The following is an 18,313-nucleotide window of genomic DNA, read 5'->3' as shown; positions in this document are numbered from 1 at the left end:
AATTTCTGCGGTTTGATTTTATGGTAGATTAGAAATTATTTTTTCAATTCTTTAATTCCCATTTCATAGAGTGCAAAACTCATCAAATCTGTGTTTTCACCAATAACTTGGTCTGTACTTCTACCAGCTCCATGTCCTGCATTTACTTCAATTCTGATTAAAGCAGGGTTGTTACAACTTTGTTTTTCCTGTAATTCTGCACCGAATTTAAAAGAATGCGCCGGAACTACTCTGTCATCATGATCACTCGTGATAATCATCGTAGAAGGATAACAAACGCCTTTTCTAACATTGTGAACTGGTGAGTAAGATTTCAAATACTCGAACATTTCTTTTGAATCTTCCGCAGTTCCGTAATCGAAAGACCAACCAGCTCCTGCTGTAAATTTATTGTATCTTAACATATCAAGAACGCCAACTCCAGGGAAAGCTACTTTCGCTAAATCAGGTCTCATCGTCATGGTTGCGCCAACTAATAAACCACCGTTTGAACGACCAGAAAGTGCCATAAATTCTGGTGAAGTGTAACCGTTTTTCTGTAAATATTCACCTGCAGCTATAAAATCTTCAAAAACATTTTTCTTTTGCATTTGTGTTCCAGCTACGTGCCATTTTTTGCCGTATTCACCTCCTCCTCTAAGATTTGGAACGGCATAAATTCCGCCGTTTTCCATCCAGATTGCATTGACTACGGAGAAATTTGGAGTTACAGAAATATTGAAACCGCCGTAACCGTATAAAATAGTTGGATTTTTACCGTTTAGTTTAATTCCTTTTTTGTAAGAAATCATCATGGGCACTTTTGTTCCATCTTTTGAAGTGAAAAATACTTGCTTAGAAACATAATCTTCTGGATTGAATTTTACGTTTGGTTTTTGGTAAATTTCAGAAGTTCCATTTTCTACATTGAATTTATAAGTAGTTCCCGGCGTGATATAATTGCTGAAAGAATAATACAATTCTTTTGCAGTTTCTTTGCCACCAATATTAGAAGCGGTACCGACTCCAGGAAGAGTGATTTCTCTAACCAATTTACCATTATAATCGAACTGTTTCATGTAAGAGACAGCGTCTTTCATGTATTTAGCGAAGATATAACCGCCACCAGTTGAAGCACTTAATACGTTTTCGGTTTCTGGGATAACGTCTGTCCAAACAGAAGGATTTTTAATGTCAAATTTCTGCAATTTCATGTTTGGAGCATTTTTATCGGTCATGATGTAGATAAAATCTCCTTTGGTGTCTAAAACATCGGTATTGTAATCATATCCTTTTTGAATCGCAATCCAGTCGGTGTTATTTTTAAGGTCTTTGACGTACAATTCATTTCCGTTGGTTGCAATTGAAGCATTTAGAATCAAGAATCTTTCGTCATCTGAAACGCCAATGTTCATATATCTGCGTTTAAAATTTTCATCGCCGATGATATGTTTGTCTTCGGATTGCTTGGTTCCTAATTTATGGAAATAAACTTTGTGCATGTCTGTTTTCACAGAAAGTTCAGAGCCTTGTACTTTTCCGTAACTAGAGTAGAAAAAACCTTCGTCTCCCAACCAAGAAGCGCCAGAAAATTTAACATCGGTAATGGTTTCGTCTATTTTTTCTTTGGTAATCGCATTGATGATGACAATTTTTTGCCAATCGCTTCCTCCTTCAGAAATATTGTAAGCTGCAAGTGTTCCTTTTTTGTTAAAAGACAAGCCAGACATAGAAGTAGTTCCTTTTTCTGAAAATTTATTCGGGTCAAGGAAAACTTCGGTGTTGCCATTTTTATCTGTTCTGTAGAGTACAGATTGTGCTTGTAAACCGTCATTTTTATAGAAATATGTATAATCTCCTTCTTTAAATGGAGCAGAAATTTTCTCGTAGTTCCAAATGTTTTTTAACTGTGCACGAATTTCTTCACGAAACGGAATTTGATTAAGATAATTTTGTGTAAAAGCCACTTCACGCTGAACCCAATCTTTAGTATCTTCAGCACGATCGTCTTCTAACCAACGAAAAGGATCTGCCACTTTAGTCCCAAAATATTCGTCCGTATGTTCTACTTTTTTGGTTTCAGGATAGTTCAATGAATTTTTCATAACTTGTGATGAGCACGAGGCAAGGAATAATCCTGCTAATGCCATAGTGAATGTATTGATTTTCATTTGTTGAGAATTTCCTCAAAAATAAATAAAAAAACCGAAGAATTTCTTCGGTTGGTGTGGAATTATTTTTTTTCGACTTTAAAGTTCTTAAAACCTTTATCATTTTTGATGACTAAGTAGTAAATTCCTTTAGGATAAGAGGTTATGCTGATTTTATCTGTATTAGGAATACTTTGTAAAACTTTTCCAGAAGAGTCCATTAAGGTTAAGTGATATTTTTCTGAAGTTTTGCTCTGTACATACACAAAATCACTACTTGGATTAGGGTAAATATTTACCGAAAGTTCTGGTTTCATAATGTCATCTGTGGCTAATCCTGAAGATGTAGCCAACCAAATTACAGAATTAATTAAAAGAGGTCTATGATTTCCCGATGCATCTGCAAAATAGCCATCATATAAATTATCTCCAGTGTCTCCAGTTCCATCATCAGGAACGGAACTGTCTCCTAATGCGCAAACTTTTCCAGCTCCGTAAGTTGCTGTAGCAAACATTACATTGGTGGTTCCTGTGGTTGAAGCTCCTGTTTTAAAAACCAAACCTTGAACGGAAGGATTAGCGGTTTTATTAAGCGTCATACTTGCACCCGCAGAAAACTGCATAGCTCTAGGAGTTCCAGCGCTTCCATTTAAAATAGTATTAGACGGAATATTGGCAAAATTAGTAGTAGTTTGTGAAAAAGTCACTACATCAAACGTAATTCCGAAAGGATTGGCAACTACAGAATTGGTAGAGACTAAATCATTCCAAATAGCTGGAGAATCCCAACCGTCACCATTTCTATCACTATTGTCATGGTCGGCAATCATATAAAGTCCGCCTCCGTTTTTCACGAAATTAATAATAGCGTCTTTTTCTGCCATCGTAAATTGGCTATTTGGTTCGGTAACGATAAATACTTTGTAATTAGATAAATCTTGGTTGTTATTTGGATTTCCATAAGAAATTACACCTCCTGTTCTTGGGAGTGTTTCTACGTAGTATCCTTGTTTTACTAAATCAATTGCCCATGCACTTATTCCGCCAGTCCAATAAGTTTCTGATGTAGAAGCGGTAATTCCGCTTTGTGCGGGAGTAGGAATTCTTTGTGGATTAGATTCTCCACCAGATTTAGAATCTGCATCAATTACCCAATCTGCGTTTCCTGCCATTTCGGCTTTTGTGGCATCAAATAAAATTTTGATTTGGGCATTGGTTGATAAAAATACAATTAAGGTAAAAACGGATAATATTTTTTTCATAAATAAACTTGCTATAAAAAGGGAAGCGAAGTTACAGATTTTCAATGCAATGACAAAGAATTTTTTTTGATGAATAATAACATAAAAAAACCTCAGCGAAAAGCTGAGGTTTTTAAGATTTTATAACGCTTAAATTATGCGTTTGGTTCTACAGATACAAAAGATCTGTTGTTTGCTTTCTTAGTAAAAACTACTTTACCGTCTACTAATGCATGCAAAGTGTGGTCTTTACCCATTCCCACGTTTTCACCTGGGTGGTGTTGTGTACCTCTTTGTCTTACAATAATATTACCAGCAATAGCGCTTTGTCCACCGAAAATCTTCACACCTAATCTTTTAGAGTGAGATTCTCTACCGTTTTTGGAACTACCAACTCCTTTCTTGTGTGCCATTTTATTTTAAGGTTTTTTGGTTTTTTAAATTAATCTTCAGTGTCTTTTTTTGCAGTTTTTTTAGCAGCTGGTTTCTTAGCTGGTTTTTCTTCTGCTACTACTTCTTCAGTTGTTTCTTTTTTGGTAGCTTTTTTAGCTTTTGGAGCATCTGCACCACCAATTGATACAATTTGAATTTGAGTTAATTGTTGTCTGTGACCATTTTTCACTTTGTAACCTTTTCTTCTTTTCTTTTTGAAAACGATTACTTTATCTGCTTGTACATGGTCTAGGATTTCTGCTTGAACAGAAACACCCTCTACAGCTGGGGCACCTACAGTGATTGCTCCGTCAATAGTAAGAAGAACTTTGTCAAAAGAAACGTTGTCTCCTTTTTCTCCTTTTAGACGGTTTACAAACAACTTTTGGTTTTGCTCAACTTTGTATTGAAGCCCTGCTATCTCTACGATTGCTAACATTGTTTATAATTTTTTTTAGTTAATTCAGGGTGCAAAAGTAAGAAATATTTTTGAGTTATCCACAATAATGCTAAAATTTTTTATTTACACTGATAAATTGTAAATTTGAAATTACTTAATAAACTATATGAAACGAGACCTCTACATTGATTTTGCCAAAGGTTTGGCTACTCTTTCCATTATTTTTATTCATACTGCTTTTTGGAGTGGTCAACTTTATCTTCCTTCGGAAGTGAGAACGTTGAGTTTACTCATAGATGTTCCTGTATTTTTTGCTTTAAGTGGCTTAACTTCTGGGAATAATGTAGAGAAAACTTTATACAGATTGCTGAAACTTCAAGTCACCTATATGATTTTCGTGACGTTCTTATTTTTCTTGGATGGATTTATGAAACTCGGAATCTTCAATATTTTTGGAGCAGAAGGGATGCAATCCTATTATACGGTTTTCGGGACTAAATATGGTGTTCCAAATTTAGATTCAGCTTTTAATTGGGATATGCTCGGCAATTGGTGGCTTCACAGCTATAGCAATTGTGATAGTTTTCCTGTAGTGATGGGAAGTTTCTGGTATCTTAAAGTCTATTACATCGTAACTGTTTTTGGAGTTTTAGCCTTGAAATTTTTCCCAAAACACATCAAATGGTTAATAGGAGTTTGTTTAGCGCTCACGATTTATTTCAATATTGATAACGATGTGATGAAAAACTTTGCACCATATTATCCGAGCGGACAAGTTGGTTACGTAGCTTTTTATCTTGCTATTTTCTTAATCGCTACTCAATTGAAAGGAAAAAAAATTAAAAATGTTTTTATTCCAGTGTTGTATGGATTGGTAGCTTTGAGTTTGGTTTTGGTTTTCTGGTATTTCGGGAACGAAGTTTTCTATAAATTTAATAAGCAAAAATTTCCGCCAAAAATTCCTTACATCGTGTGGAGTTTACTTTCTTTAGTAACGATTTTTGTATTGTATAATCGATTGAAAATCACCAAGGATAATTTTATTAACTACATTGGTAAAAACGCCATTTTCTATTATTTTGCGCAAGGAATGAGCTCTTCGGTGGTGTATTTTTTAATTCCGCCACTCAAAGAAAGCGTAAATATTTGGGTTTTGATGGTGATTGTGTATGTTCTGAATGTGATTTTAGCTATTCTTTTCGCAGAAGTTTTGAAAAAAGTAGACGATTATGGCTGGAAAGTTTTAGAATTTCTAAGAAAGAAAACTGCCGAGAATTAATGTAAATTTGTAAAAAATTTAGAAATAAAATGTTCAAATTAAAATTACCTACAGATCCACGTTGGGCAAATATAGCAGAAGGAAATTTAGAAGAAATCCTTACAGATCACGCTTGGTGCGAACAAAAAGCTGCCACTAATGCGATTGGTTTAATCACCATGATTCCTGAACATACAGAAATTGTGACCGAACTTTTGGCAATTGCACAAGAAGAAATGGACCATTTCAATCAAGTGCACGAAATCATCAAAAAAAGAGGTTATATTTTAGGAAGAACCAGAAAAGACGATTATGTAAATCAACTTTTTAAATTCATTATTCAAGGAAGTAGAGAAGATTTAATTATAGACAAAATGCTTTTTGCAGCGATGATTGAAGCGAGAAGTTGTGAGCGTTTTAAAGTTTTGACAGAAAACATAAAAGACGAAGAACTCAAAGAATTCTACAAAGAGCTCATGATTTCTGAAGCCAATCATTACACTACTTTCATCGGTTTCGCAAGACAATTAGGCGACCCAGAAAAAGTAAACAAACGCTGGGAAGAATGGTTAGAATATGAAGGCGAAATCATAAAATCTTACGGAAATAAAGAAACCATTCATGGTTAAAAATAAAAAAGCTCATCAATTTTTGATGAGCTTTTTTGGTAAAATTAAAGGGGGTTAATCTTTGTTGCCACTTCTTGATACAATTGCGATAATTGCAATAAGAGCTACTGCTCCTATAACCCAATAAAGCGGATTAGTGTACCATTCTTCTGTGGTGGTAGTAGTAGAAGTGGTTACTTCTACTGCTTTTTCTTGTGCAAATGCTAAAAAGCTAACCAATAATGCAAATAAACTTGCACTCATTTTCTGTAAATTTTTCATAGGTCTTGTGATTTAATAGTTGTTAATATTTTGGTGTGGTAAAAGTAGAATGAAACATTAAAATTTAGTTTACATTTTTTATCAGAAAGTTTATGAAATTATTATCTTTACTGCGATATTTTTAAGAAAGTGAGAATTAAAAAGCCAAAACCCGAAGACTACTTAAATCTTTTCGTGAAATCTTTCTTGAAAGGACTGATTATCATTGGTCCTATTGCGGCGACTTTGTATCTCATTTTTTTGGTTTTTGATACCATTGATAACATTATTCCGTTTGAAAAATTCTTCCCTTTCCTCAATAGAACTGGAGTTGGTTTTTTGTCTTTGATTCTATTTATTTCTGGAGTAGGTTATTTCTTTAACAAATTTGTTTTTGGGAAAGTCGTTTTCGAGAGTTTAGACCATTTTTTAGAAAAAACACCAGGAGTAAAACATATTTACACACCTACTAAAGATGTAATGTCTTCATTTGTAGGAGATAAGAAAAAATTTAATACGCCAGTTTGGGTAAAAACCAATGAAAATCCAGAAATCTGGAGAATAGGATTTTTGACTCAAAAAGAAATGGGCGAAGTTGAAAAACACAATTTCGTGGCGGTGTATTTGCCTCATTCTTACGCTATTTCTGGCTGGGTGATTGTCACCGAAGAAAAAAATATAAAACCTGTAGTGGGAATGAACGCTGCCGAAGCTATGAAATTTGCAGTTTCTGGTGGAGTAGCAGGTTTCCACAGTGATAAAAACGTCTTCAAGGCACCGGAATGAGATTTAGGTAAAGACAAAGGTTTAGAAATTTAAAATTTTGTCAAAAAATGGTAGTGTAATTCACTCAACCTCAACCTTAATCTTAATCTAAAATGAAACTTCCTTACGCAGAACCCTTCCGCATAAAAATGGTGGAAGAAATTTCGCAATCTACACGCGAACAAAGAGAAATTTGGCTTCAAGAAGCACATTATAATTTATTTAATTTAAAATCCTCTCAGGTTTTTATCGATTTGCTTACTGATTCAGGAACGGGAGCAATGAGTGATAAACAATGGGGAGAACTCATGACGGGAGATGAATCTTATGCAGGTTCTCGCTCTTTCGAAAAACTCCAAAAACAAGTCGAAAAATTAACGGGATTTCAGTTTCTTTTACCCGTTCATCAAGGTAGAGCCGCAGAAAATGTGCTTTTTTCTACGATGATTAAAGAAAATGACATCATTCCTGGGAATTCTCATTTTGACACGACAAAAGGTCATATAGAATTCAGAAAAGCTCATGCTGTAGATTGTACGATTGATGAGGCTTTTGATATAGAAAATCTTCATCCTTTCAAAGGGAATTTAGATATTCAGAAATTAGAAAAAGTTTACCAGTCTTATCCGAAAGAACAAATTCCGTTTTGTTTAATTACCATTACTTGTAATACTTCTGGCGGACAACCCGTTTCTTTGGAAAATATAAAAGCGGTTAAAAATCTCTCGGATCAATACGGAATTCCGGTGATTTTTGACGCTGCGAGATTTGCCGAAAATGCTTATTTCATCAAACAAAGAGAAGAAAATTACAAAAATTGGAGCATCAAAGAAATCTGTAAAGAAATGTTTTCTTACGGAATTGGGATGACCATGAGTTCTAAAAAAGATGGTTTGGTGAATATTGGTGGTTTTATCGCTTTAAATGACGAAGAAATTTTCAGAAAAGCGTCTAATTTTACTATTATTTATGAAGGTTTTATCACTTACGGAGGAATGGCAGGAAGAGATATGTCTGCACTTGCGCAAGGTTTAGACGAAGCCACTGAATTTCCATATTTGGAAAGCAGAATTTCTCAAGTAGAACTTTTGGGAAATCTCTTGATAGAATACGGAATTCCTGTTCAGAAACCAATTGGCGGTCACGCTGTTTTCTTAGACGCGCTTAAATTTTTACCCAATATCAAAAGAGAAGAATTTCCTGCGCAAACATTGGCTTTAGAAATCTATAAAGAAGCTGGAATTAGAGGGGTAGAAATAGGAACTATTTTGGCAGATAGAGATCCAGAAACCAGAGAAAATCGCTATCCGAAGCTGGAATTGGTAAGATTGGCATTGCCAAGAAGAACCTATACGGATAATCATATTCGGTATATTGCAGCAGCGCTTAAAAATGTTTTTGACCGAAGAGATGATATTACAAGAGGTTGCAAAATCACTTGGGAATCAGAGATTTTAAGACATTTTACAGTAAAGTTAGAGCAAGTATAAAAAATGCCGAGAATTTTCTCGGCATTTTATTTTTTATAAAGTTTTTTAGTTGTCGATATCAAAAGACACTCCAATATTTACTGCAAATTGATTGTTTAAATTATCAAAAGCAATTTCAGATTTTTTGTATTTCGCGATTGGGAATTGCATTTCTGTATAAAGTCCAAAACCTTTATCGAAGAAATATCTAGCTCCAAGATGTCCACCGAAATTTTTAAGTCCAAGGTTTAATCCAGGATATACATCTACATTTGAAGGAAGTTTCAAAACGCTTCCAAGGTTAGCATTTAATCTTACTTTTAAATCAAATCTATCTCCGAATTTTGGAATTTCTCCACCAATTTCTTTTACGCCAAGAAGATATCCAGCTTGTGCACCAATTGAGAAACTCTCACCTAAACCATAATCTACAGAAGAAACAATACCTGTTCCTCCATCTTGTAAATTAGCACCTATGTTTACTTTTACATCACCTGCTCCTTTATATGCATCGGTTTGAGCCATAACTAAACCTACTGTGAAGATCATTGCGCTTGCAAAAATTTTTTTCATAATTTTAATTTTATTGAATTTAAAACTTTGGCAAAGATAAAAATTAAATTTTTAAAATTTTGTGCACCTAATAGCCGCTGTTCGTTCTTAATTTTATCATAAATTTATTTTAAAAAAAATATTGTGCATTTAAAAAATTATTCTACATTTGTAGAGTAAATTTTATTTTTGTAGAAATGAATAAGTTAACCGAAGCCGAAAAAGAATTAATGGAAATACTTTGGGACAAAGAAAAAGCTTTTATGAAAGATATTATAGAAGCTTTCCCAGAACCAAAACCTGCGACAACTACCATTGCAACTTTGCTCAAAAGGATGCAAAATAAAAATCTGATAGATTATAAAACTTTTGGCAACTCTAGAGAGTATTTTCCTTTGGTAGAAAAAGGAAATTATTTTGCCAAAGAAATGCAAGGCTTAATTGGTAAATTTTTCAATAATTCTGTAACGCAATTTGCGTCGTTCTTTACAGCTAATTCTAAATTAAGCGAAAAAGAACTGATTGAAATAAAGAAAATTATAGAAGCAGAAATTCAGAAAAAGAAAGACTAATGGAAACTTATATTTATAAAATGATTGCACTTTCTGCAATTTTCATTTTACTGTATTTTGTTTTTTTAGAAAAAGAAAAGAACCATCGTTTTAAAAGGTTTTATCTTTTAAGTAGTGCTTTATTTTCTGTGTTAGTACCTTTACTATCAATCCATTACGGAAGTATTGAAGTGGTCGAAAGGATTAATCAAAATAATACAGAAATAATGATTTTACCAGAAACCAAATTGGTAGAATCATCCATTTTTACTAAAGAAAATGTTTTTTGGGCAATTTACATTTTGGGATTTTCAATTCTGTTTCTAAAATTTTCTTGGGGAATTTTTAAACTTATAAAAGAAATTAAATTTTCAGAAAAAATAAAACAAGACCATTATCAATTCATTTTAAAACAAAATAAATTTACACCTTACAGTTTTTGGAACTCTATTTTTCTTAATAAAAGTGATTTTTTAGAAGGGAAAATAGATTATAAAATTATTCTTCACGAGAAAGCTCATGTGAATCAAAAACACAGCATTGATGTGATTTTTATAGAAATTATGCTTTGCGTTTTCTGGTTCAATCCTGCATTCTATTTTTATAGAAAAGCAATTGTTACTAATCATGAATTTCTGGCAGATGAAGTGGTTTTAAGTCAAAATAATGATATAATTAGTTACCAAAAGCTCGTACTAGACCAACTTATTTCGGAGAAAATATTATTTACACATCCATTTAATTTACACAACACTAAAAAAAGAATTGTTATGATGACCAATAAATTAACTAAAATAGCCAAAATGAAGTCTTACTTGACTTTACCAATATCTGCATTATTATTTTTTGCTTTTGTAGAAAAAGTGCCTGCAAAAATTGAAAATACAGTAAACAATTCTCTTCAAAAAATTGTTAAAAAAGGAGAGGCGCAATTTTCAGAAACTCAAGTTTCAAATATTGAAAAAAGCGCATTTAAAAATGAAATGATCTCAATTAAAAAAGATACCATTAAACCTAAAAAACAAAAGGTAGAAAAAGTTAAGGAAGAAAATACAGAAATGATTCCACCTCCACCTCCTGTAAAAGAAATTTCTTCTCAAACAGAACCAGAATTTCCTGGAGGACTTGCAGCATTAAGAAATAAATTAGCTGAAAATTTTGATGTGAGTAAAATGAAAAATTCTAAAGGAACATTAAAAGGTGTCCTTATAATAATTGTTTCTGAAGATGGTAAAAGTTATAATGCTAATTATCAATTTGATGATGGAAATTTCAAAACAGCAGCCAAAGATGCTCTAGAAAAAACCTTAAAAGGAGTCGAGTGGAAGCCAGGTACGCTAAATGGAAAGCCAGTCGCATCTCAATTTAAAATGCCAATAACCATGAATTTTAATTAAATCATTAAAGAGCAGAAATTTCTGCTCTTTTTTTTGTCTTTATTCTTTTATCTTTGTTCTTTATTCTAAAATATGAATTTCAAACTCCATTCAGAATTTGCGCCAACTGGTGATCAACCTACAGCTATAGAAAAACTCTCCGAAGGTTTACAAAACGGAGAGAAATATCAGACTTTGCTTGGTGTTACCGGTTCTGGTAAGACTTTTACCATTGCAAATGTGGTAGAAAAAGTTCAAAAGCCAACTTTAGTTTTAGCGCATAATAAAACTTTGGCGGCTCAACTTTTTATGGAATTCAAGGAGTTTTTCCCAGATAATGCGGTAGAATATTTCGTTTCTTATTACGATTATTATCAGCCAGAAGCTTACATTGCTTCGTCTGGAACTTATATTGAGAAAGATTTGTCTATCAATGAAGAAGTAGAAAAACTAAGACTTTCGGCTACGGCAAGTTTACTTTCCGGAAGAAGAGACGTTTTAATTGTGGCTTCAGTTTCTTGTATTTACGGTATCGGAAATCCTACAGAGTTTAATAAATCTTTAATTGAGCTAGAAGTTAATTCTAAAATTTCTAGAACGGCGTTTCTTCATAAGTTGGTAAATGCGCTGTATTCCCGAAGTGTAAACGAATTTGCGAGAGGTACATTTCGAGTAAAAGGAGATGTGATAGATGTCTATCCAGCTTATGCTGATAACGGAATTAGAGTGCAATTTTTCGGAGATGAAATTGAAAAAATTCAAAGTTTTGATGTCATTTCAGGAAACGTAACTTCTAGTTTTGACCGAATTAATATTTATCCTGCCAATTTATTTGTTACTTCCAAAGAAACTTTAAACGGAGCGATTAGAGAAATTCAAGACGATTTGGTAAAACAAGTCGACTTTTTTAATTCTATTGAAAAACCAATTGAAGCCAAGCGTTTACAAGAACGTACTGAATTAGATTTGGAAATGATAAAAGAACTCGGGTATTGCTCTGGAATTGAGAATTATTCTCGTTATATGGACGGAAGAATGCCTGGTTCTAGACCTTTCTGTTTACTCGATTATTTTCCGAAAGATTATTTGATGGTCATTGATGAATCTCACGTAACCATTCCGCAAGTTCATGCAATGTATGGTGGTGATAGAAGTAGAAAAGAGGCTTTGGTGGAATACGGATTCAGACTTCCTGCTGCAATGGATAACAGACCGCTGAAATTTCCAGAATTTGAGGAAATGCAGAATCAAGTGATTTACGTTTCGGCGACTCCTGCTGATTATGAATTGGAAAAATCTGGCGGAATTTACACCGAACAAATTATCAGACCAACTGGACTTCTTGACCCAATTATCGAAGTAAGACCTACCATGAATCAAATTGATGATTTAATTGAGGAAATTCAAAAAAGAGTAGAAGAAGACGAACGTGTTTTGGTGACGACTTTAACCAAGAAAATGGCAGAAGAATTGACCAAATATTTTACCAGATTTGGTATTAGGACTCGATATATTCACTCAGATGTAGAAACTTTGGAGCGTATTCAAATTATGCAGGATTTGAGAACGGGATTATTTGATGTTTTGGTGGGTGTAAATCTTTTGAGGGAAGGTTTAGATTTACCAGAAGTTTCGCTGGTAGCAATTCTAGATGCAGATAAAGAAGGAATGTTGCGTTCTCGTCGTTCTTTGGTTCAAACCATTGGTAGAGCTGCGAGAAACGTAAACGGAAAAGCAATTATGTACGCAGATAAAATCACCAATTCTATGCAAAAAGCGATTGATGAAACCAATTATCGTCGCGAAAAACAAACGCAGTACAATTTAGAACACAATAAAGTACCGACTCCGCTCAATAAGAAAATTTCTGAAAATTTAGTGGGAAGAAGCAAAGATTTCCCAGATTCTCAATACACGCAGAAAGAAATTATTCGTCAAGTTGCAGAAGAACGCGAAACTTACGGAAGCGTAGATGTAGAAAAACTCATCGCCGAAAAACAAAAAGCAATGGAAGCCGCTGCGAAAAATCTAGATTTCATCACCGCCGCGAAATTAAGAGATGAGATTGTAGCGTTGAAAGGGTAAAAAATGTAACTCGTGAAATTGAATAGTTGTAAAATCGTAAAGTTGTTTTTAAAATATTAAGAATTTTAATAAGCAATAATTCAAAGTTTTACAAATCCACAACTTTACGAATTTGCAGAAAATTAAAACTTATAAACCCTTTTCTTCGGTTTTTCATAATTCACTTCGCCGCGAATTGGAGTCAGTAAATCCATTAAACCATTGATTTTTATTTCATAAATGGTAGAAAGTTGCATGCCGAGTTTTCCTTTTGGCATTCCTTGTCGGTGAAACCATTCTAAGTAAGAAATGGGCAAATCTGCTAAAACAATTCCAGCATGTTTTCCGAAAGGCATTTTTACCTCGCAGATTTCTTTTAGTATTTCGGGGTTAATTCCTTGCATTTTTTTAAATATCAATGTCAATTTTTGATTGAAGTGGCTTTTCACTTTCGGGAAGAACAATGTCGTTCGGAGAATCTTCTGTTTCTTCAGAAAATTCGTCTCCATAAATTTGCATCAACAGAATAGTTATAGAAACTAAAATTGGCCCGAAAATTAAACCTAAAAATCCAAAAATCTTTAGCCCTAAAATAATTCCAAATACAGTATTAAGAGGATGGATGTTTTCTAATTTTTTTAAAAAAGTAAACCTAAAAATATTGTCTACCAATCCTACAATAATAAATCCGAAGCCTAGAACACCTAATCCACCAAAAGTGTCGCCACTTGCAAGCATAAATAAACCAACCGGAACATAAATAATAGCAGCTCCCACAATTGGAATCATACTGCCAATAAAAGTAAGGATAAACAATAATAAAGGACTTGGCGCACCGAAAATAAAATAACCAATTACCGCAATAATCGCTTGTCCAAGAGCAACTACGGGAATTCCTACTGCATTGGCAATCACCATTTTTCTGAATTTTTCGCCAATTTTTTGGTCATTCGCTTTCTTTAGAGGAGAAATTGAAGTAAGAATTCTTTCGAATAATCTTCCTTTAGTAAGCATAAAGTACAATATGAAAAACATGCCCACAATTATACTAATCATATTAACCGTAGTATTCAGAATAGCAGTGGAAGCTTGCGTAGCAAATCCTGTGATTTTTTCTAGATTTCCGCCGCTTAATATTTCAAACCCTGTTTTGGCACGAATATAAGTTTCTATTTTTTCAAAAAATTGAGTAATACTTTCTGTATAAGCTTTTGCATCACTTATTTTATTCACTAAAACTTCAATGGTGAAATACGTGGGAATCACAATAATAACTAGACAAATTAAGATAATGACCAATGCAGCAACCCAAGATTTCCAGCCTTTTTCTTCGACGAGTTTAAAATTCCAATTTCTAGAAATAATATATAACGTGATGGCTCCCAACAAGGAAGGCAAAAAATCACTAAGATTGTATAATATTATCGCTGAAAGAATGATAATAACCGCCAACATGAAAACTTGACGGATTTTGTTATTGCTGATTTGGTCTGGGTGCATTTGTTTTGTTTTAATGCGAATTTAATAAAAAAAGCAACAGTAAAATCTGTTGCTTTCTTTAAATTGTTTATAAAATTTTAAGATTTTACTTCGTAAGGTGCTCCGCAAATCGCCGAATAGATAGAATATCTTGCAGTAAAGAAAAACGGATAGGTAAATAGAACTCCAACTAAGCAAAATAAAACTCCTGCAGAAGCTATGATTCCTGCTAAAAGCCACAATACTAATACCGTGATAAAATTAGCATGAACCAAAGAAAATGATTTTCTAATGCCTTCTATTGCTGAGGTATTTTCAAAAAATACAATCGGTAATCCTATGAAAAATGCAAAAGAAAGATACATGCCAATCAGCATATTGATTTCTAAGCCAGCTTGAATAAGCGCTGTAGTAATGAATCCGTAAATAATGATTTGTGCGGTATTTTGTCTGAAACCAATGAATAAATCACCAAATTCTACCTCTTTCTTAGCATTGAATTGATAAGAAATGTAAATAATTCCTACCACTAATGGAGCCAATAACGCCGAAGTAATACTTTTAGAAATCACTTCAGAAATCATTACGGCAGTAGTTCTGGCCGCTTCTAAACTGTTTTGTAATTCTGTAATAGCATTAAGGTCATACTTTTTATCTTCTACAAAATCATTCATGACTCTCATGACTTCATTTTGATAATCTCCACCGCCTGGAATCAAGAAAGACAACAGACCATTAAAGATGAAATACGCTAAAAGGTAAATGACTACAAAGACTAATGCATATAAAAAAGTTCCCGTAAAATTTTCGAATGCATGAGAAAGAATACTTCCTATTTCCTTTTTGGGTGTAATAGGTTGGTTTACTTCGGTAAAATTTTCCATAATTTTTTCAATTGAGTTCTACCAAAATTAGTTATTTTTCTCAAAGTTTCGTTACATTTTATACAAATTTAATGCTGAAGAATCTTTTGAATAAAGTATAAATAATAGCATTCCAAAAAGGATAAGTGAATAAAAATCCTACGAAAAATAAAATAAATCCGCTATAACTGAATAAAAATGCGATGATAGCACACGGTAAAACAATTTTCCAATTTGCCCAAGCTACTTTTGCGCTGATATTGATGGCTTCTAGCATTCTCATTGGCGTAAAATACAATAACGGACCTACAAAAACAGTAAGAAACACCCATAAAAATGAAGCTGGGAAAAAATATTTTTTTAGAAAATAATTAAAAGTTCCCCAAAAAAGAAAATATCCCAATAGCTTAAAAAAAGTTGAACCTTTAAAACCATCAAAAATTTCATTTGTTGATATATACTTTTTTTCATCAAACAATGTATAAACCCTAAAAAAACCAATGTTTAATGGGTAGATTAATGACATTGAAGCAATCAATGATATTTCATAAATTTTGTAATTATTACTAGAAATTAAAATTTCAAATTTCTTAATGAACATTTCAAAATCTTTAAACCCCAGAGCTATTATATTATTTAATTCTTCATTAATTCCAAAGTATTTTAGAAGAAAAGAACTCAAAATATAAGCAATAGATAAATATAAAACACTGAAGATCAATTGAAATTTAAGCGTAGCTTTCCAATATTTAAAAGACTGATTAATCACCTCGTCTAAAGTGATTTTTGCCTTTGGTAAATTTTCTTGATTCATGCTGCAAAAGTAATGTTTTTTGATGTAAAGTAGAGCAGTCGTAAAATCGTAAAACGAGAAACCGTTTAAATTTTAAAAATTCTGAAATCTCAAGTTCTAATTTGTAAATTTGCGAGATGTTAAAAATCAACGAACAGAAATTTTCAGAAATGGACGAGCTTTCTCTGCAGAAAGTTCCTTTCTTTTTTGTGATTGATTTTTTAATGGAAAATGTGCTCATTTTCAGTCAAGAAGATTTAGAAGCGCAAAAAATATTGGTTGATTTTCCAAATTTTAAAAATGTTCAACCATTTACTTTTGAAACGAAAGAAGTAACTTTGAAATCTTTCCCTCAATCCGAACAAGACTACCAAAAAGGTTTCGAAATTGTGCAAAATCATTTGAAATTGGGAGATTCTTATTTAATCAATTACACTTGCGAAACGCCCATAGAAACTAATCTTTCTTTAGAAGAAATTTTCTACAGATCTGTAGCAAAATATAAAGTTTTACTCCCAGAGAATTTTACTTTTTTTTCACCAGAAACTTTTGTGGAAATTAAAAATCAAGAGATTTTTACGCATCCTATGAAAGGAACTATCGAAGCATCTGTTCCAAATGCCATAGATGAACTAAAAAACTCAGTGAAAGAAAAAGCAGAGCATTACACGGTAGTAGATTTGCTTAGAAACGACTTGAGTATGGTTGCAGATTGGGTAAAATTAGATGAATTTCAAAGGATAGATTTCTTAAAAACCCGAAATAAAAATCTTTATGCGATGAGCTCTGAAATTTCGGGAAAAGTAAAGCCGGAATTTCAAAATAAAATAGGAAGTTTGATGAAAACTTTGCTTCCTGCAGGAAGTATTTTGGGCGCTCCAAAACCCAAAACCTTAGAAATTATCTTAGAAGCCGAAACTTATGAAAGAGGCTTTTATACAGGAGTTTGTGGTTATTTTGATGGGGAGAATTTAGATTCTTGTGTGATGATTCGGTTTATTCAACAAAACGGTGAAAATTTAACATTCCGAAGTGGCGGTGGAATTACACATTTGAGTAAATTAGCAGATGAATACCAAGAAATGAAAAACAAAATTTATGTCCCGATTCATTGAAAGCATTAAAATAGAAGACCAAAAAGACTTTTTGCTAGACTTACATCAAAAACGAGTGAACCAAACTTTTGCACATTTTGGCAAAGAAGGTTCTATAGATTTGGCTAAAATTTTTAAAAATTTAGAACATGATGAAGATGGTTTGTACAAGCTGCGCATCGTGTATGATTTAGATAAAAAATTCACTACGCAACTCATTCCTTATGCGATTCCCGAAATAGAAAATTTTCAGTTGGTGGAAAATAATTCTTACGATTATTCTTTCAAGTTCGAAGATAGAAAGGAGTTTGAACGCATGAAAACCAAAGCCAAAACAGAAGAAATCATTGTGGTAAAAAACAATCACATTACGGATACTTCTTATACCAATATTCTTTTTTTGAAAGGCAAAGAATGGTTTACGCCGACTACTTATCTGTTAAATGGTGTGATGCGACAACATTTGCTTCACGAAAAGAAGATAAAAGAAACCGAAATTACGCTTCAAAACATTAAGGAATTTTCTCATTTTCAGTTGATTAATGCCATGAATGATTTTGATGATATGTTTATTTATCCCATCGAAAGAATTGTAAATTTACCAGAAAGTTCTGATTATTTGGATGTTTAGATTATGAATGCGTTTGATTTATTTATGAAAGAAAATCCTCTTATTTGGGGAATATTTTGTTTAATTTTTGGAGCAATAATTGTAATTTATTCTTTAGGAAATGTTAAATATGCAAAAGAAAGATTTAAACAATTGAAGTCAGAATTAAAAGATGATAGTTCCAAATATTTTAATTATGGCTTAAATAAAAGTATTTTTTATAGGGCTATTGTTAGTATTATTCTTGGAGTTGGATTTGTTTTTTATGGATTTTATATTGTTTTTAAATAATAGACTTTAAAAATAGAGTATTAAATTCTACACAATATCAAAAAAATAAATGAGTTTTCTAGGGAAATTAAAGATTA

General features: G+C 32.7%; 20 protein-coding genes. 10 read left to right on the top strand and 10 right to left on the bottom strand.

The annotated features are described in order from the left end of the window. Nucleotides 1-35 precede the first annotated feature (35 nt). From QO190_RS00335 to rplU, 4 genes are all read right to left on the bottom strand, one after another. Complete coding sequence (locus tag QO190_RS00335) at nucleotides 36-2,150, bottom strand: prolyl oligopeptidase family protein (RefSeq protein ID WP_371460699.1); 2,115 nt, start codon at nucleotides 2,148-2,150, stop codon at nucleotides 36-38. A gap of 62 nt (nucleotides 2,151-2,212) precedes the next feature. After that, nucleotides 2,213-3,391 (bottom strand): T9SS type A sorting domain-containing protein, encoded by a 1,179-nt coding sequence (locus QO190_RS00330; protein WP_371460697.1) that lies wholly within the window; start codon nucleotides 3,389-3,391, stop codon nucleotides 2,213-2,215. Nucleotides 3,392-3,525: 134 nt separating this feature from the next. Next, the gene (gene rpmA, locus QO190_RS00325; protein ID WP_069800488.1) at nucleotides 3,526-3,783 is read right to left on the bottom strand and encodes a 50S ribosomal protein L27; all 258 of its coding nucleotides are present in this window, start codon (nucleotides 3,781-3,783) and stop codon (nucleotides 3,526-3,528) included. A 29-nt stretch (nucleotides 3,784-3,812) separates the two neighbouring features. Then, entirely contained in the window at nucleotides 3,813-4,241 is a 429-nt protein-coding gene (gene rplU, locus QO190_RS00320) for a 50S ribosomal protein L21 (RefSeq protein ID WP_371460695.1), read from the bottom strand. A gap of 127 nt (nucleotides 4,242-4,368) precedes the next feature. Here rplU and QO190_RS00315 point away from each other — a divergent pair, with 127 nt between their 5' ends. Together QO190_RS00315 and QO190_RS00310 are read left to right on the top strand one after the other, a co-directional pair. After that, the gene (locus QO190_RS00315) at nucleotides 4,369-5,481 is read left to right on the top strand and encodes an acyltransferase (protein ID WP_371460693.1); all 1,113 of its coding nucleotides are present in this window, start codon (nucleotides 4,369-4,371) and stop codon (nucleotides 5,479-5,481) included. Between the two features lie 29 nt (nucleotides 5,482-5,510). Then, nucleotides 5,511-6,089: a tRNA-(ms[2]io[6]A)-hydroxylase gene (locus tag QO190_RS00310; protein WP_069800481.1), complete on the top strand. Its 579-nt coding sequence runs from the start codon at nucleotides 5,511-5,513 to the stop codon at nucleotides 6,087-6,089. Nucleotides 6,090-6,143: 54 nt separating this feature from the next. On the opposite strand, the gene QO190_RS00305 is transcribed toward QO190_RS00310, so the two are convergent. After that, the gene (locus QO190_RS00305; RefSeq protein ID WP_133159935.1) at nucleotides 6,144-6,350 is read right to left on the bottom strand and encodes a hypothetical protein; all 207 of its coding nucleotides are present in this window, start codon (nucleotides 6,348-6,350) and stop codon (nucleotides 6,144-6,146) included. A gap of 135 nt (nucleotides 6,351-6,485) precedes the next feature. Between QO190_RS00305 and QO190_RS00300 the strand changes: the two genes are divergently transcribed. Both QO190_RS00300 and QO190_RS00295 read left to right on the top strand, forming a co-directional pair. Continuing rightward, the gene (locus tag QO190_RS00300) at nucleotides 6,486-7,115 is read left to right on the top strand and encodes a DUF502 domain-containing protein (protein WP_104793209.1); all 630 of its coding nucleotides are present in this window, start codon (nucleotides 6,486-6,488) and stop codon (nucleotides 7,113-7,115) included. Nucleotides 7,116-7,207: 92 nt separating this feature from the next. Then, nucleotides 7,208-8,584, top strand: coding sequence for a tryptophanase (locus QO190_RS00295; RefSeq protein ID WP_371460691.1), 1,377 nt, complete (start codon nucleotides 7,208-7,210; stop codon nucleotides 8,582-8,584). 45 nt (nucleotides 8,585-8,629) lie between these two features. On the opposite strand, the gene QO190_RS00290 is transcribed toward QO190_RS00295, so the two are convergent. Beyond that, nucleotides 8,630-9,136 carry a DUF6646 family protein gene (locus QO190_RS00290; RefSeq protein ID WP_371460689.1) on the bottom strand — a complete coding sequence of 169 codons (507 nt, stop codon included), beginning with the start codon at nucleotides 9,134-9,136 and terminating at the stop codon, nucleotides 8,630-8,632. Nucleotides 9,137-9,312: 176 nt separating this feature from the next. Between QO190_RS00290 and QO190_RS00285 the strand changes: the two genes are divergently transcribed. The 3 genes from QO190_RS00285 (at nucleotide 9,313) to uvrB (ending at nucleotide 13,127) form a co-directional block, all read left to right on the top strand. After that, the gene (locus QO190_RS00285; RefSeq protein ID WP_371460688.1) at nucleotides 9,313-9,687 is read left to right on the top strand and encodes a BlaI/MecI/CopY family transcriptional regulator; all 375 of its coding nucleotides are present in this window, start codon (nucleotides 9,313-9,315) and stop codon (nucleotides 9,685-9,687) included. Beyond that, entirely contained in the window at nucleotides 9,687-11,063 is a 1,377-nt protein-coding gene (locus tag QO190_RS00280) for a M56 family metallopeptidase (RefSeq protein ID WP_371460687.1), read from the top strand. The genes QO190_RS00285 and QO190_RS00280 overlap by 1 nt, the downstream gene beginning before the upstream one ends. A 72-nt stretch (nucleotides 11,064-11,135) precedes the next feature. Beyond that, nucleotides 11,136-13,127, top strand: coding sequence for an excinuclease ABC subunit UvrB (gene uvrB / locus QO190_RS00275; RefSeq protein ID WP_371460686.1), 1,992 nt, complete (start codon nucleotides 11,136-11,138; stop codon nucleotides 13,125-13,127). Nucleotides 13,128-13,249: 122 nt separating this feature from the next. On the opposite strand, the gene QO190_RS00270 is transcribed toward uvrB, so the two are convergent. The 4 genes from QO190_RS00270 to QO190_RS00255 all read right to left on the bottom strand — a co-directional run bounded on the left by QO190_RS00270 (nucleotide 13,250) and on the right by QO190_RS00255 (nucleotide 16,262). Further along, nucleotides 13,250-13,501: a DUF3820 family protein gene (locus QO190_RS00270; protein WP_069800511.1), complete on the bottom strand. Its 252-nt coding sequence runs from the start codon at nucleotides 13,499-13,501 to the stop codon at nucleotides 13,250-13,252. Nucleotides 13,502-13,514: 13 nt separating this feature from the next. Further along, nucleotides 13,515-14,606, bottom strand: a complete 1,092-nt coding sequence (locus tag QO190_RS00265; protein WP_371460684.1) for an AI-2E family transporter — start codon at nucleotides 14,604-14,606, stop codon at nucleotides 13,515-13,517. 77 nt (nucleotides 14,607-14,683) lie between these two features. Beyond that, nucleotides 14,684-15,469, bottom strand: coding sequence for a hypothetical protein (locus QO190_RS00260; RefSeq protein ID WP_371460682.1), 786 nt, complete (start codon nucleotides 15,467-15,469; stop codon nucleotides 14,684-14,686). Nucleotides 15,470-15,527: 58 nt separating this feature from the next. Further along, nucleotides 15,528-16,262, bottom strand: coding sequence for a hypothetical protein (locus QO190_RS00255; protein ID WP_371460681.1), 735 nt, complete (start codon nucleotides 16,260-16,262; stop codon nucleotides 15,528-15,530). A gap of 116 nt (nucleotides 16,263-16,378) precedes the next feature. Here QO190_RS00255 and QO190_RS00250 point away from each other — a divergent pair, with 116 nt between their 5' ends. Genes QO190_RS00250 through QO190_RS00240 form a run of 3 tightly spaced genes read left to right on the top strand, consistent with a single transcriptional unit; the run spans nucleotide 16,379 to nucleotide 18,236 of the window. Further along, nucleotides 16,379-17,356, top strand: a complete 978-nt coding sequence (locus QO190_RS00250) for an aminodeoxychorismate synthase component I (protein ID WP_371460680.1) — start codon at nucleotides 16,379-16,381, stop codon at nucleotides 17,354-17,356. Further along, nucleotides 17,340-17,966: an aminotransferase class IV gene (locus tag QO190_RS00245; protein ID WP_371460678.1), complete on the top strand. Its 627-nt coding sequence runs from the start codon at nucleotides 17,340-17,342 to the stop codon at nucleotides 17,964-17,966. Before QO190_RS00250 ends, QO190_RS00245 begins: the two co-directional genes overlap by 17 nt. Before the next feature lie 3 nt (nucleotides 17,967-17,969). After that, entirely contained in the window at nucleotides 17,970-18,236 is a 267-nt protein-coding gene (locus QO190_RS00240; RefSeq protein ID WP_371481220.1) for a hypothetical protein, read from the top strand. The last annotated feature ends 77 nt before the right edge of the window (nucleotides 18,237-18,313 follow it).

Source organism: Cloacibacterium sp. Arc13, from assembly GCF_041431305.1.
GTDB lineage: Bacteria > Bacteroidota > Bacteroidia > Flavobacteriales > Weeksellaceae > Cloacibacterium > Cloacibacterium caeni_B.
This window is presented reverse-complemented; position numbering and strand designations above follow the sequence as displayed.

Coding starts and splice junctions, on each gene's coding strand:
- QO190_RS00335 (WP_371460699.1), bottom strand. CDS start 2,150: ATGAAAATCAATACATTCACTATGGCATTAGCAGGATTATTCCTTGCC.
- QO190_RS00285 (WP_371460688.1), top strand. CDS start 9,313: ATGAATAAGTTAACCGAAGCCGAAAAAGAATTAATGGAAATACTTTGG.
- rpmA (WP_069800488.1), bottom strand. CDS start 3,783: ATGGCACACAAGAAAGGAGTTGGTAGTTCCAAAAACGGTAGAGAATCT.
- uvrB (WP_371460686.1), top strand. CDS start 11,136: ATGAATTTCAAACTCCATTCAGAATTTGCGCCAACTGGTGATCAACCT.
- QO190_RS00315 (WP_371460693.1), top strand. CDS start 4,369: ATGAAACGAGACCTCTACATTGATTTTGCCAAAGGTTTGGCTACTCTT.
- QO190_RS00245 (WP_371460678.1), top strand. CDS start 17,340: ATGTCCCGATTCATTGAAAGCATTAAAATAGAAGACCAAAAAGACTTT.
- QO190_RS00280 (WP_371460687.1), top strand. CDS start 9,687: ATGGAAACTTATATTTATAAAATGATTGCACTTTCTGCAATTTTCATT.
- QO190_RS00295 (WP_371460691.1), top strand. CDS start 7,208: ATGAAACTTCCTTACGCAGAACCCTTCCGCATAAAAATGGTGGAAGAA.
- QO190_RS00330 (WP_371460697.1), bottom strand. CDS start 3,391: ATGAAAAAAATATTATCCGTTTTTACCTTAATTGTATTTTTATCAACC.
- QO190_RS00255 (WP_371460681.1), bottom strand. CDS start 16,262: ATGAATCAAGAAAATTTACCAAAGGCAAAAATCACTTTAGACGAGGTG.
- QO190_RS00305 (WP_133159935.1), bottom strand. CDS start 6,350: ATGAAAAATTTACAGAAAATGAGTGCAAGTTTATTTGCATTATTGGTT.
- QO190_RS00250 (WP_371460680.1), top strand. CDS start 16,379: ATGTTAAAAATCAACGAACAGAAATTTTCAGAAATGGACGAGCTTTCT.
- rplU (WP_371460695.1), bottom strand. CDS start 4,241: ATGTTAGCAATCGTAGAGATAGCAGGGCTTCAATACAAAGTTGAGCAA.
- QO190_RS00290 (WP_371460689.1), bottom strand. CDS start 9,136: ATGAAAAAAATTTTTGCAAGCGCAATGATCTTCACAGTAGGTTTAGTT.
- QO190_RS00310 (WP_069800481.1), top strand. CDS start 5,511: ATGTTCAAATTAAAATTACCTACAGATCCACGTTGGGCAAATATAGCA.
- QO190_RS00260 (WP_371460682.1), bottom strand. CDS start 15,469: ATGGAAAATTTTACCGAAGTAAACCAACCTATTACACCCAAAAAGGAA.
- QO190_RS00265 (WP_371460684.1), bottom strand. CDS start 14,606: ATGCACCCAGACCAAATCAGCAATAACAAAATCCGTCAAGTTTTCATG.
- QO190_RS00240 (WP_371481220.1), top strand. CDS start 17,970: ATGAATGCGTTTGATTTATTTATGAAAGAAAATCCTCTTATTTGGGGA.